Here is a 14,353-nt window from a genome sequence, read left to right on the forward strand (position 1 = left end):
ATGGAAAATATTTTGGATCTGTGGAATAAAGCACTTCAAAAAATAGAGACAAAGTTGAGCAAACCTAGTTTTGAGACATGGATGAAATCGACAAAAGCCCATTCTCTTCAAGGTGATACGCTCACAATTACGGCACCTAATGAATTTGCTAGAGACTGGCTCGAATCAAGATATCTCCACTTAATTGCTGATACCATCTACGAACTGACAGGTGAAGAGCTCAGCATTAAATTTATTATTCCTCAAAATCAAGATGAAGTGGAAGCTATGCCAAAGTCTCCAATTAAAAAAATATCTAAAGAAGATCCCGTCGATATTCCACAAAATATGCTGAATCCAAAATATACATTTGATACTTTTGTTATTGGTTCAGGCAACCGATTTGCGCATGCCGCTTCACTTGCTGTTGCGGAAGCACCAGCAAAAGCATATAATCCGCTCTTTATTTATGGGGGCGTTGGTTTAGGAAAGACTCACTTGATGCATGCGATTGGTCATTATGTCATCGACCATAATCCATCAGCCAAAGTGGTCTATCTATCATCTGAAAAATTTACAAATGAATTTATCAACTCAATTCGAGACAACAAAGCTGTCGATTTCCGTAATCGCTATCGGAATGTCGATGTGCTTTTGATAGATGATATTCAATTTTTAGCAGGAAAAGAACAAACACAAGAAGAGTTTTTCCATACATTCAACACACTTCACGAAGAAAGTAAGCAAATCGTCATTTCTAGTGACCGGCCGCCGAAAGAAATTCCGACACTTGAAGACAGATTACGCTCTCGATTTGAATGGGGCCTAATCACAGACATTACCCCGCCAGATTTAGAAACGCGTATTGCGATTTTACGAAAAAAGGCAAAAGCAGAGGGCTTAGACATTCCGAATGAAGTCATGCTTTATATTGCCAATCAAATCGACAGCAACATTCGTGAACTGGAGGGTGCGTTGATTCGTGTCGTTGCTTACTCTTCTTTAATTAATAAAGACATCAATGCGGATCTAGCAGCTGAGGCGCTAAAGGACATCATTCCTTCATCGAAGCCAAGGGTCATTACAATTAAAGATATTCAAAGAATTGTAGGGCAGCAATTTAATATTCGTTTAGAGGATTTCAAAGCGAAGAAACGTACAAAGTCAGTTGCTTATCCAAGACAAATTGCCATGTATCTCTCTAGAGAAATGACCGATTCCTCTCTGCCTAAAATAGGAGAAGAATTTGGAGGTCGTGATCATACGACTGTCATTCATGCTCATGAGAAGATTTCGAAATTAATGGTTGAGGATGAACAGCTTCAGCAGCATGTGAAAGAAATCAAAGAACAATTAAAATAACCTGGCTGATATAATAAGTACGGGAAAATGTGAATAACTAGAACATAGTCATACACAGTCTGTCCACATGTGGATAGGCTGTCTTTCCTTTCTTTTTACCGACTTATCCACATATTCACAAGCCCTACTATTACTTCTACGATTTTTATTAATAAAATATATATACATGTCATTAAGAAAATTTAGGAGGACCACTATGAAATTCACGATTCAAAAAGATCGTCTTGTCGAAAGTGTCCAAGATGTATTAAAGGCCGTATCCTCTAGAACAACGATCCCTATTTTGACAGGGATCAAAATTGTTGCATCTGATGAGGGGGTTTCTCTCACAGGAAGCGACTCTGATATCTCAATTGAATCCTTTATTCCTCAAAGAGATGGAGATTTAGAAGTAATCACGATTGATCGTCCAGGGAGTATTGTGCTTCAGGCCCGCTTCTTTAGTGAAATTGTGAAGAAACTGCCAATGGCTACTGTCGAAATTGAAGTAGAACAAAATCACCTCACCATCATCCGTTCTGGTTCAGCGGAATTTAACTTAAACGGTCTAGATGCTGAGGAATATCCACATCTTCCGCAAATCGAAGAGCATCATGCATTTCAAATTCCGACAGATCTACTTAAAAACTTAATTCGTCAAACCGTTTTTGCAGTGTCCACCTCAGAAACACGACCTATCTTGACAGGTGTAAACTGGAAGGTGGAAAAAGGTGAATTAATATGCACAGCGACGGATAGCCACCGTCTTGCTTTAAGAAAAGCGAAGCTGGATATTGACGAGGAAAGCTCATACAATGTCGTCATTCCAGGGAAGAGCTTAACAGAACTAAGTAGAATCCTTGATGACGGACAAGATCTTGTGAGCATCGTGATTACAGAAACGCAAGTTCTCTTTAAAGCACAAAACGTGTTGTTCTTCTCAAGATTGCTGGATGGTAATTATCCAGATACAGCTCGCCTGATCCCGCAGGAAAGTAAAACAGATGTTGTGGTCAACACGAAGGAATTCCTTCAAGCTATTGATCGTGCATCACTTTTGGCAAGAGAGGGACGTAATAATGTTGTAAAGCTGTCAGCTGATCCTGAACAAAGCCTTGAGATTTCTTCTAATTCACCTGAAATTGGTAAAGTAGTCGAAACGGTTCAAGCAGATGATATTAAAGGGGAGGACCTCAAAATCTCCTTTAGTCCAAAATATATGCTAGATGCGTTAAAAGTATTAGAGGGAACAGAAATTCATGTAAGTTTCACTGGTGCCATGAGACCGTTCCTGTTGCGCACACCAAATGATGATTCAATCTTGCAGTTGATTCTTCCAGTCAGAACATATTAATTCAATCTAAAATAGCTGCTGTGTGAGTGCACAGCAGCTTTTCTTCTCGTTTACCATGCTTTCTTTCATCCCAGTTCGCTTTCCCCCTTTCCTTCTTGTCTTGTTTTTTAGTACAATTAGATATTAGTGATATTGAAAGAGGTCGATACAATGCCTAATCCTATAACCATTGAGAAAGAAATGATTACATTAGGGCAATTTTTGAAATTAGCCGAAGTCATCCAATCTGGCGGAATGGCGAAATGGTTTTTAAGTGAACATGAGGTGTTCATTAATCAAGAGCCAGATAATAGACGGGGACGCAAACTATACCCAGGAGATGTTGTCGAGATAGAAGGTTATGGCACATTTCAAGTTGTGAATTAGAAACGGGTGACAATACATGTACATTCAAAGTCTGGCGTTAACTTCATACCGAAACTATGAACACACCGAGCTTCAATTCGACAACAAGGTGAATGTCATGATCGGTGAGAATGCCCAAGGTAAAACGAACTTGATGGAAGCAATCTATGTATTGTCGATGGCAAAGTCGCATCGTACGTCAAATGATAAAGAACTTATCCGATGGGACCAAGACTATGCTAAAATAGAAGGTAGAGTCATTAAAAAAAATGGTCCACTCCCAATGCAGCTCGTGATCTCCAAAAAAGGGAAAAAGGGCAAGGTCAATCACATTGAACAACAGAAGCTCAGTCATTATGTTGGTGCGCTAAACACCATCATGTTTGCACCAGAGGACTTAAGTCTTGTAAAGGGCAGCCCGCAAATCCGCAGAAGATTCCTCGATATGGAGATTGGACAAGTTTCTGCTGTCTACTTGCATGATTTATCGCTCTATCAAAAAATTCTCTCTCAGCGGAATCATTACTTGAAACAACTGCAGACAAGAAGGCAAACGGATCAAGCGATGCTGGAGGTTTTAACAGAGCAGTTGATTGATGCAGCTGCGAAGGTTGTCAAAAGACGACTGACTTTTACGAAACAGCTCGAAAAATGGGCGCAGCCGTTGCATTTTGGCATATCTAGAGAGCTAGAAACACTCACGCTCCAATACCAAACGGCGATAGAGGTATCAGAAGCGTCAGACTTGTCGAAAATAAAGAATAGCTATGAAGAATCGTTTCAGAAACTAAGAGACAGAGAAATAGACCGAGGAGTGACGTTGTGGGGACCTCACAGAGATGACCTTCTTTTCTTTGTGAATGGTCGGGATGTTCAGACATATGGCTCTCAGGGGCAGCAAAGAACAACAGCTCTTTCACTAAAGCTGGCAGAAATCGACTTGATACACGAAGAAATTGGAGAATATCCCATTCTTCTACTCGATGATGTTTTATCTGAACTTGATGATTACAGACAGTCTCATTTGCTCCATACCATTCAGGGACGTGTACAGACCTTCGTCACCACAACAAGTGTTGAAGGCATCGATCACGCCACCTTGAAAGAAGCGGAAATTTTCAGAGTAGCCAGTGGAAAAGTAATTGACTGATAAATGAGGTGTGGGTCTTGTATATTCATTTAGGTGATGATTGTGTTGTTTCTACACGAGAGATTGTCGCAATTGTTGATTACAAAATGAGGTCGTCTTCTGTTGTAGAAGAGTTTCTTCAAAAACAAGAAGGACAAATCATTTCGTTATCACAAGGGACACCCAAATCCATCGTCGTCACAACTAAATCTGTTTATTACTCTCCTCTTTCCTCAAGCACGCTCAAAAAACGTGCTTCATTTGTGATTGAAATTGAAGTCTAAAAGCTCAATTCATATAAATATATCGTTTAAGAAAAGTGTAGGTGAATGTACGTGGCAATGGAACAGCAACATAATAGTTATGATGAAAATCAGATACAGGTGCTTGAAGGACTAGAAGCTGTTAGAAAACGTCCAGGAATGTACATTGGGTCAACCAGTGCAAAAGGACTTCACCATCTTGTATGGGAAATTGTCGACAACAGTATTGATGAGGCTTTAGCTGGGTATTGCACAGATATTACGGTGCAAATTGAAAAGGATAATAGCATTACAGTGAAAGATAATGGCCGCGGAATTCCTGTTGGGATTCATGAGAAAATGGGACGTCCTGCTGTAGAGGTTATTATGACTGTTCTTCACGCTGGCGGTAAATTTGACGGCAGCGGTTATAAAGTATCTGGCGGTCTGCATGGCGTAGGGGCATCTGTTGTTAATGCGTTATCTACGACCTTAGACGTGACCGTATATCGTGATGGGAAAATTCATTATCAACAATTCAAACGCGGTGTTCCAGCTGGAGATTTAGAGATCATTGGTGAAACAGATGTTACAGGGACAACCACTCATTTTGTGCCAGATCCAGAAATTTTTACTGAAACCATTGAATTTGATTACGACACACTTGCTAACCGTGTACGTGAGTTAGCTTTCTTAACAAAAGGTGTAAACATCATTATTGAAGACTTACGCGAAGGTAAAGAACGACGAAATGAATACTGCTACGAAGGCGGTATTAAGAGCTATGTAGAACATTTAAATCGCTCAAAAGAAGTCGTTCATGAAGAACCTGTTTACATCGAAGGTGAAAAAGACGGAATCACGGTTGAAGTGGCATTACAATATAACGATTCCTATACAAGCAACATCTATTCCTTCGCCAACAATATCAACACGTATGAAGGCGGAACACACGAAGCGGGCTTTAAAACAGGTCTGACGCGTGTCATCAATGATTATGCTCGTAAAAATGGCGTATTCAAAGATGGAGACTCGAATTTGAGCGGTGAAGATGTGCGAGAAGGCTTAACAGCCATTATCTCTATCAAACATCCAGATCCTCAATTCGAAGGACAAACGAAGACAAAGCTTGGGAACTCAGAAGCAAGAACCATTACCGACTCCCTTTTCTCTGAAGCACTTGAGAAATTCCTCTTAGAGAACCCTGATTCTGCAAAGAAAATTGTGGAAAAAGGCGTGATGGCAGCTCGTGCAAGAATGGCTGCCAAAAAGGCACGTGAGCTGACAAGACGTAAAAGTGCACTGGAAGTCTCCAGCTTACCGGGGAAACTAGCGGACTGTTCTTCTAAAGACCCTTCCATCTCTGAACTCTATATCGTAGAGGGAGATTCTGCGGGTGGATCTGCTAAGCAAGGTCGTGATCGTCACTTCCAAGCAATCTTACCGTTAAGAGGGAAGATCCTAAACGTTGAAAAAGCGCGACTAGATAAAATTCTATCGAACAACGAGGTTCGTTCAATGATTACAGCGTTAGGAACTGGAATCGGAGAAGACTTCAATTTAGAGAAAGCTCGCTATCACAAAGTTGTGATTATGACCGATGCCGATGTGGATGGAGCGCACATTCGAACGCTGCTTTTAACATTCTTCTATCGCTACATGCGTGAAATCATTGAAAACGGTTATGTGTATATTGCACAGCCGCCTTTATATAAAGTGCAGCAAGGAAAACGTGTTGAGTACGTGTATAACGATAAACAGCTAGATGAGCTGTTGAAATCACTTTCTCAAACACCAAAACCTGGACTTCAGCGTTATAAAGGTCTTGGAGAAATGAATGCTTCTCAGCTTTGGGAAACAACAATGGATCCGGATGCGAGAACACTTCTTCAAGTGACACTTGAGGATGCAATCGATGCTGATGAGACATTTGAAATGCTCATGGGAGATAAAGTAGAGCCGAGAAGAAACTTTATCGAAGAAAATGCGCAATACGTGAAAAACCTCGATATTTAGATCCCTACTGAGAACAACCTTATTTCTTGTTTGGAATAAGGTTGTTTTTCAAGAAATAGGGGCGTGTAACCAATGTCCTGTTTTTCCGTGTTTTCGTTGATTTTCTAGTAAATAAATGTGTATAAAGACGAGATTATTGATATAATGGAGAATAGTCTTGTGAAGATAAATACATATTTTACTCCCACATAATTTATTTCATGTGATACGTAAAGGGAGGTTCTTATAGTGAGTGAACAACATACACCAAATGTACGCGAAGTGAATATTAGTCAGGAAATGCGTACGTCTTTTTTAGATTATGCAATGAGTGTGATTGTGTCGCGTGCATTACCAGATGTGCGTGACGGATTAAAGCCCGTGCATCGAAGAATTTTGTATGCGATGAATGACCTAGGTATGACAAGTGATAAACCATTTAAGAAATCTGCACGTATTGTCGGGGAAGTTATCGGTAAGTATCACCCTCATGGTGACAGTGCTGTATACGAAGCGATGGTTCGTATGGCGCAAGACTTCAACTATCGTTATATGTTAGTAGATGGTCATGGAAACTTTGGTTCAGTCGATGGAGACGGAGCAGCGGCGATGCGTTACACCGAGGCACGTTTATCGAAGATTTCTATGGAAATCCTCCGTGATATCACTAAGGATACCATTGATTATCAGGATAACTATGACGGCAGTGAAAGAGAGCCAATGGTGATGCCTGCAAGATTCCCGAACTTGTTGGTCAACGGAGCGACAGGAATTGCTGTAGGCATGGCGACTAATATTCCACCGCACCAACTAGGTGAAGTGATTGATGGGGTATTGGCTATCAGTCAAAACCCGGAAATGACCACACAGGAGCTTATGGATATCATTCCAGGTCCAGATTTCCCAACAGCAGGTCAAATCATTGGTCGAAGTGGTATTCGAAAGGCGTATGAAACAGGGCGCGGCTCTATTACATTAAGAGCAAAATCGAATATTGAGGAAACATCTAGTGGTAAACAGCGCATTGTTATCAATGAGATTCCTTACCAAGTCAACAAAGCCCGTTTAATTGAAAAAATTGCTGATCTTGTACGTGATAAAAAGATTGATGGCATTACAGATTTGCGTGATGAATCAGACCGTAATGGTATGCGTATTGTCATTGAACTGCGTAGAGATGCAAACGTCCATGTTCTATTAAACAATCTTTATAAACAAACGACACTTCAAACGTCATTTGGTATCAACTTATTAGCACTTGTTGATGGACAGCCGAAAGTCTTGTCCCTCAAACAATGTCTTGAGTATTATCTAGAGCATCAAAAAGTGATCATTCGCAGAAGAACAGCGTATGAGCTGCGTAAAGCAGAAGCAAGAGCACACATTTTAGAAGGTCTGAGAATTGCACTTGATCACTTAGATGAAGTCATTGCTTTAATTAGAGGCTCTCAAACTGCGGAAATCGCAAGAAATGGTTTGATGGAAAACTATAGCTTGTCTGAAAAACAAGCACAGGCCATTCTTGATATGCGACTTCAGCGTTTGACTGGTCTAGAACGAGAAAAGATAGAAGATGAATATAAAGGACTTGTTGATTTGATTGCTGAATTAAAAGCCATTTTAGCAGACAATGAGAAAGTACTTGAAATCATTAGAGAAGAATTAACAGAAATTAAAGAACGCTTCAATGATACGCGTCGTACTGAAATTGTGACAGCGGGTATTGAAACAATTGAAGACGAAGATTTGATTCCTGTCGAGAACATCGTGATTACGCTGACGCATAATGGTTATATCAAGCGTCTCCCAGCGTCTACATACCGCAGTCAAAAAAGAGGCGGTAAAGGTGTCCAAGGAATGGGAACCAACGAAGATGATTTCGTTGAACAGTTGATTTCAACATCGACCCACGATACGATTCTTTTCTTCTCTAATAAAGGGAAGGTTTATCGTGCGAAAGGGTACGAGATTCCTGAATTCGGACGGACAGCGAAAGGGATTCCGATCATTAACCTTCTTGAAGTAGAAAAGGGAGAATGGATTAACGCCATTATTCCTGTAAGCGAATTTGATGAAAATTCGTATCTCTTCTTTACAACAAGACACGGTGTATCAAAACGGACGACATTGTCTCAGTTCGCTAACATTCGAAACAACGGTCTTATTGCACTTAGCCTTCGTGACGAGGATGAACTGATGGCTGTTCGTTTAACCAATGGAGAAAAACAAATCATCATTGGAACGAAAAAGGGAATGCTGATCCGTTTTGACGAGACTGATGTTCGAGAAATGGGACGTACGGCAGCTGGAGTGAAAGGGATCACACTTTCCGAAGATGACATTGTCGTAGGTATGGAAATCCTTGAGCCAGATGCAAACGTATTGATTGTAACTGAAAAAGGATATGGCAAACTAACCCCTGAAAAAGAATACCGTGTTCAAAGTCGTGGCGGTAAAGGTCTTAAAACGTGCAAAATCACTGACAATAACGGCCCACTTGTCACAGTGAAAGCAACTAATGCTGAAGCCGAAGAAGACTTGATGATTATTACAGGAAGCGGTGTAATCATTCGTATGGCCGTTTCTGACATTTCGACAACAGGTCGAGTCACTCAAGGTGTTCGCCTAATCCGTCTCGGTGATGAGGAACATGTCGCAACAGTGGCATTAGTTGAACAATCACAAGAAGACGATGAAGATGATGAAGAGAACGTAGAAAATATAGAGTCAAATCAAGAGCAATCTGAGTAAAAATAAAGCCGGTTCTACACCGGCTTTATTTTTTTGAAAAAACACCACTTTTTTTGAAATTTATAATGCTTTTTTCATAGATATGTGTTAATCTTTCAAAAGAGCAAAAAGAGGCTCTATTTTTTATCTCATTCCCCAGTAAAAACTTCTTAGAAAAACAAAATGTTTTTTAAGAAAAATGTTGACTGTTGATAGAGATATATGATATATTTAAGTGGTCGCTTTAAGAGAGTGACACACAAGTTCTTTGAAAACTAAACAAGACAAAACGTACCTGTTAATTCGAGTTTTTATAAAAAAATCCTATGTAATATCATAGGTAGTCAGTCAAACGCTGACGAAAAACAAAACTTCGGTTTTGTACTTTTTCGGAGAGTTTGATCCTGGCTCAGGACGAACGCTGGCGGCGTGCCTAATACATGCAAGTCGAGCGAACAGAAGGGAGCTTGCTCCCGGATGTTAGCGGCGGACGGGTGAGTAACACGTGGGTAACCTGCCTGTAAGACTGGGATAACTCCGGGAAACCGGAGCTAATACCGGATAGTTCCTTGAACCGCATGGTTCAAGGATGAAAGACGGTTTCGGCTGTCACTTACAGATGGACCCGCGGCGCATTAGCTAGTTGGTGGGGTAATGGCTCACCAAGGCGACGATGCGTAGCCGACCTGAGAGGGTGATCGGCCACACTGGGACTGAGACACGGCCCAGACTCCTACGGGAGGCAGCAGTAGGGAATCTTCCGCAATGGACGAAAGTCTGACGGAGCAACGCCGCGTGAGTGATGAAGGTTTTCGGATCGTAAAGCTCTGTTGTTAGGGAAGAACAAGTGCGAGAGTAACTGCTCGCACCTTGACGGTACCTAACCAGAAAGCCACGGCTAACTACGTGCCAGCAGCCGCGGTAATACGTAGGTGGCAAGCGTTGTCCGGAATTATTGGGCGTAAAGGGCTCGCAGGCGGTTTCTTAAGTCTGATGTGAAAGCCCCCGGCTCAACCGGGGAGGGTCATTGGAAACTGGGAAACTTGAGTGCAGAAGAGGAGAGTGGAATTCCACGTGTAGCGGTGAAATGCGTAGAGATGTGGAGGAACACCAGTGGCGAAGGCGACTCTCTGGTCTGTAACTGACGCTGAGGAGCGAAAGCGTGGGGAGCGAACAGGATTAGATACCCTGGTAGTCCACGCCGTAAACGATGAGTGCTAAGTGTTAGGGGGTTTCCGCCCCTTAGTGCTGCAGCTAACGCATTAAGCACTCCGCCTGGGGAGTACGGTCGCAAGACTGAAACTCAAAGGAATTGACGGGGGCCCGCACAAGCGGTGGAGCATGTGGTTTAATTCGAAGCAACGCGAAGAACCTTACCAGGTCTTGACATCCTCTGACAACCCTAGAGATAGGGCTTTCCCTTCGGGGACAGAGTGACAGGTGGTGCATGGTTGTCGTCAGCTCGTGTCGTGAGATGTTGGGTTAAGTCCCGCAACGAGCGCAACCCTTGATCTTAGTTGCCAGCATTTAGTTGGGCACTCTAAGGTGACTGCCGGTGACAAACCGGAGGAAGGTGGGGATGACGTCAAATCATCATGCCCCTTATGACCTGGGCTACACACGTGCTACAATGGACAGAACAAAGGGCTGCGAGACCGCAAGGTTTAGCCAATCCCATAAATCTGTTCTCAGTTCGGATCGCAGTCTGCAACTCGACTGCGTGAAGCTGGAATCGCTAGTAATCGCGGATCAGCATGCCGCGGTGAATACGTTCCCGGGCCTTGTACACACCGCCCGTCACACCACGAGAGTTTGCAACACCCGAAGTCGGTGAGGTAACCTTTATGGAGCCAGCCGCCGAAGGTGGGGCAGATGATTGGGGTGAAGTCGTAACAAGGTAGCCGTATCGGAAGGTGCGGCTGGATCACCTCCTTTCTAAGGATATATGGAGCAGTGTGCGTTTTCGTCTTGTTTAGTTTTGAAGGAACTTGCAAAAGATCCTACAACATCATATCTTCGATATGAAAGATGGGCCTGTAGCTCAGCTGGTTAGAGCGCACGCCTGATAAGCGTGAGGTCGGTGGTTCGAGTCCACTCAGGCCCACCATCTTCTATTAAATCGGGGCCTTAGCTCAGCTGGGAGAGCGCCTGCCTTGCACGCAGGAGGTCAGCGGTTCGATCCCGCTAGGCTCCACCAACGTGTTCTTTGAAAACTAGATAACAATAAGTAATACATTCACATTGAATGCAATGCAAAGTTCATCACACATAGTGATTCTTTCTAAAGTAAGAAATGGTTAAGTTAGAAAGGGCGCACGGTGGATGCCTTGGCACTAGGAGCCGATGAAGGACGGGACGAACACCGATATGCTTCGGGGAGCTGTAAGCAAGCTTTGATCCGGAGATTTCCGAATGGGGAAACCCACTGCTCGTAATGGAGTAGTATCCATACTTGAATACATAGAGTATGAGAAGGCATACCCGGGGAACTGAAACATCTAAGTACCCGGAGGAAGAGAAAGCAAATGCGATTCCCTGAGTAGCGGCGAGCGAAACGGGAACAGCCCAAACCAAGAGGCTTGCCTCTTGGGGTTGTAGGACACTCTATACGGAGTTACAAAGGAACGATATAAGCGAAGAGGTCTGGAAAGGCCCGCCAAAGAAGGTAACAGCCCTGTAACTGAAATGTTGTTCTCTCCAGAGTGGATCCTGAGTACGGCGGAACACGTGAAATTCCGTCGGAATCCGGGAGGACCATCTCCCAAGGCTAAATACTCCCTAGTGACCGATAGTGAACCAGTACCGTGAGGGAAAGGTGAAAAGCACCCCGGAAGGGGAGTGAAATAGATCCTGAAACCGTGTGCCTACAAGTAGTCAGAGCCCGTTAAAGGGTGATGGCGTGCCTTTTGTAGAATGAACCGGCGAGTTACGATCCCGTGCAAGGTTAAGCAGAAGATGCGGAGCCGCAGCGAAAGCGAGTCTGAATAGGGCGCATGAGTACGTGGTCGTAGACCCGAAACCAGGTGATCTACCCATGTCCAGGGTGAAGTTCAGGTAACACTGAATGGAGGCCCGAACCCACGCACGTTGAAAAGTGCGGGGATGAGGTGTGGGTAGGGGTGAAATGCCAATCGAACCTGGAGATAGCTGGTTCTCTCCGAAATAGCTTTAGGGCTAGCCTCAAGGTAAGAGTCTCGGAGGTAGAGCACTGATTGGACTAGGGGCCCCTACCGGGTTACCGAATTCAGTCAAACTCCGAATGCCGATGACTTATCCTTGGGAGTCAGACTGCGAGTGATAAGATCCGTAGTCGAAAGGGAAACAGCCCAGACCGCCAGCTAAGGTCCCAAAGTATACGTTAAGTGGAAAAGGATGTGGAGTTGCTTAGACAACCAGGATGTTGGCTTAGAAGCAGCCACCATTTAAAGAGTGCGTAATAGCTCACTGGTCGAGTGACTCTGCGCCGAAAATGTACCGGGGCTAAACGTATCACCGAAGCTGCGGACTGTTCTTACGAACAGTGGTAGGAGAGCGTTCTAAGTGCTGTGAAGTCAGACCGGAAGGACTGGTGGAGCGCTTAGAAGTGAGAATGCCGGTATGAGTAGCGAAAGACGGGTGAGAATCCCGTCCACCGAATGCCTAAGGTTTCCTGAGGAAGGCTCGTCCGCTCAGGGTTAGTCGGGACCTAAGCCGAGGCCGAAAGGCGTAGGCGATGGACAACAGGTTGATATTCCTGTACCACCTCCTCACCATTTGAGCAATGGGGGGACGCAGGAGGATAGGGTAAGCGCGGTATTGGATATCCGCGTCCAAGCAGTTAGGCTGGGAAATAGGCAAATCCGTTTCCCGTGAAGGCTGAGCTGTGATGGCGAGCGAAATTTAGTAGCGAAGTTCCTGATTCCACACTGCCAAGAAAAGCCTCTAGCGAGGTGAGAGGTGCCCGTACCGCAAACCGACACAGGTAGGCGAGGAGAGAATCCTAAGGTGATCGAGAGAACTCTCGTTAAGGAACTCGGCAAAATGACCCCGTAACTTCGGGAGAAGGGGTGCTTCTTAGGGTGTTAAAGCCCCGAGAAGCCGCAGTGAATAGGCCCAGGCGACTGTTTAGCAAAAACACAGGTCTCTGCGAAGCCGTAAGGCGAAGTATAGGGGCTGACGCCTGCCCGGTGCTGGAAGGTTAAGAGGAGCGCTTAGCGTAAGCGAAGGTGCGAATTGAAGCCCCAGTAAACGGCGGCCGTAACTATAACGGTCCTAAGGTAGCGAAATTCCTTGTCGGGTAAGTTCCGACCCGCACGAAAGGCGCAACGATCTGGGCACTGTCTCAACGAGAGACTCGGTGAAATTATAGTACCTGTGAAGATGCAGGTTACCCGCGACAGGACGGAAAGACCCCGTGGAGCTTTACTGCAGCCTGATATTGAATGTTGGTACAGCTTGTACAGGATAGGTAGGAGCCTTGGAAACCGGAGCGCTAGCTTCGGTGGAGGCATCGGTGGGATACTACCCTGGCTGTATTGACCTTCTAACCCGCTGCCCTTATCGGGCAGGGAGACAGTGTCAGGTGGGCAGTTTGACTGGGGCGGTCGCCTCCTAAAATGTAACGGAGGCGCCCAAAGGTTCCCTCAGAATGGTTGGAAATCATTCGCAGAGTGTAAAGGCACAAGGGAGCTTGACTGCGAGACCTACAAGTCGAGCAGGGACGAAAGTCGGGCTTAGTGATCCGGTGGTTCCGCATGGAAGGGCCATCGCTCAACGGATAAAAGCTACCCCGGGGATAACAGGCTTATCTCCCCCAAGAGTCCACATCGACGGGGAGGTTTGGCACCTCGATGTCGGCTCATCGCATCCTGGGGCTGTAGTCGGTCCCAAGGGTTGGGCTGTTCGCCCATTAAAGCGGTACGCGAGCTGGGTTCAGAACGTCGTGAGACAGTTCGGTCCCTATCCGTCGCGGGCGCAGGAAATTTGAGAGGAGCTGTCCTTAGTACGAGAGGACCGGGATGGACGCACCGCTGGTGTACCAGTTGTTCTGCCAAGGGCATCGCTGGGTAGCTATGTGCGGACGGGATAAGTGCTGAAAGCATCTAAGCATGAAGCCCCCCTCAAGATGAGATTTCCCATTCCGCAAGGAAGTAAGATCCCTGAAAGATGATCAGGTTGATAGGTCTGAGGTGGAAGCGTGGTGACACGTGGAGCTGACAGATACTAATAGATCGAGGACTTAACCTATATTCTATTGTG

The 14,353-nt window shown here is 44.6% G+C and carries 7 protein-coding genes, 2 tRNA genes and 2 rRNA genes; all 11 read left to right on the forward strand.

Features of this window, described 5'->3' with window-relative positions; all coding sequences use genetic code 11:
- Positions 1-1,341 carry a chromosomal replication initiator protein DnaA gene (dnaA, locus tag MHI16_RS00005; RefSeq protein WP_058013178.1) on the forward strand — a complete coding sequence of 447 codons (1,341 nt, stop codon included), beginning with the start codon at positions 1-3 and terminating at the stop codon, positions 1,339-1,341.
- 196 nt (positions 1,342-1,537) lie between these two features.
- Positions 1,538-2,674, forward strand: coding sequence for a DNA polymerase III subunit beta (gene dnaN, locus MHI16_RS00010; RefSeq protein WP_041815072.1), 1,137 nt, complete (start codon positions 1,538-1,540; stop codon positions 2,672-2,674).
- 150 nt (positions 2,675-2,824) lie between these two features.
- Complete coding sequence (gene yaaA, locus MHI16_RS00015; RefSeq protein ID WP_041815077.1) at positions 2,825-3,040, forward strand: S4 domain-containing protein YaaA; 216 nt, start codon at positions 2,825-2,827, stop codon at positions 3,038-3,040.
- Between the two features lie 16 nt (positions 3,041-3,056).
- The gene (recF, locus tag MHI16_RS00020; RefSeq protein WP_058013177.1) at positions 3,057-4,169 is read left to right on the forward strand and encodes a DNA replication/repair protein RecF; all 1,113 of its coding nucleotides are present in this window, start codon (positions 3,057-3,059) and stop codon (positions 4,167-4,169) included.
- 17 nt (positions 4,170-4,186) lie between these two features.
- Positions 4,187-4,432: an extracellular matrix/biofilm biosynthesis regulator RemA family protein gene (locus tag MHI16_RS00025; RefSeq protein WP_041815080.1), complete on the forward strand. Its 246-nt coding sequence runs from the start codon at positions 4,187-4,189 to the stop codon at positions 4,430-4,432.
- A 57-nt stretch (positions 4,433-4,489) separates the two neighbouring features.
- The gene (gyrB, locus tag MHI16_RS00030; RefSeq protein WP_058013868.1) at positions 4,490-6,406 is read left to right on the forward strand and encodes a DNA topoisomerase (ATP-hydrolyzing) subunit B; all 1,917 of its coding nucleotides are present in this window, start codon (positions 4,490-4,492) and stop codon (positions 6,404-6,406) included.
- Between the two features lie 228 nt (positions 6,407-6,634).
- Positions 6,635-9,136, forward strand: coding sequence for a DNA gyrase subunit A (gene gyrA, locus MHI16_RS00035; protein ID WP_058013176.1), 2,502 nt, complete (start codon positions 6,635-6,637; stop codon positions 9,134-9,136).
- Between the two features lie 365 nt (positions 9,137-9,501).
- Positions 9,502-11,050, forward strand: a 16S ribosomal RNA gene (locus MHI16_RS00040).
- A gap of 95 nt (positions 11,051-11,145) precedes the next feature.
- Positions 11,146-11,222 (forward strand) — tRNA-Ile (locus MHI16_RS00045).
- 14 nt (positions 11,223-11,236) lie between these two features.
- Positions 11,237-11,312 (forward strand) — tRNA-Ala (locus MHI16_RS00050).
- Positions 11,313-11,410: 98 nt separating this feature from the next.
- Positions 11,411-14,341: ribosomal RNA gene (locus MHI16_RS00055) — 23S ribosomal RNA — on the forward strand.
- Together the 16S and 23S rRNA genes with 2 tRNA genes alongside form the textbook arrangement of a ribosomal RNA operon.
- Positions 14,342-14,353: the final 12 nt, after the last annotated feature.

Source organism: Bacillus sp. FSL K6-0923, assembly GCF_038630825.1.
Classification (GTDB): domain Bacteria; phylum Bacillota; class Bacilli; order Bacillales; family Bacillaceae; genus Bacillus; species Bacillus pumilus.

What these genes read in the sequence shown, in the direction of transcription:
- dnaA (WP_058013178.1), top strand. Translation starts at nt 1, where the DNA reads ATGGAAAATATTTTGGATCTGTGGAATAAAGCACTTCAAAAAATAGAG.
- dnaN (WP_041815072.1), top strand. Translation starts at nt 1,538, where the DNA reads ATGAAATTCACGATTCAAAAAGATCGTCTTGTCGAAAGTGTCCAAGAT.
- yaaA (WP_041815077.1), top strand. Translation starts at nt 2,825, where the DNA reads ATGCCTAATCCTATAACCATTGAGAAAGAAATGATTACATTAGGGCAA.
- recF (WP_058013177.1), top strand. Translation starts at nt 3,057, where the DNA reads ATGTACATTCAAAGTCTGGCGTTAACTTCATACCGAAACTATGAACAC.
- gyrB (WP_058013868.1), top strand. Translation starts at nt 4,490, where the DNA reads ATGGAACAGCAACATAATAGTTATGATGAAAATCAGATACAGGTGCTT.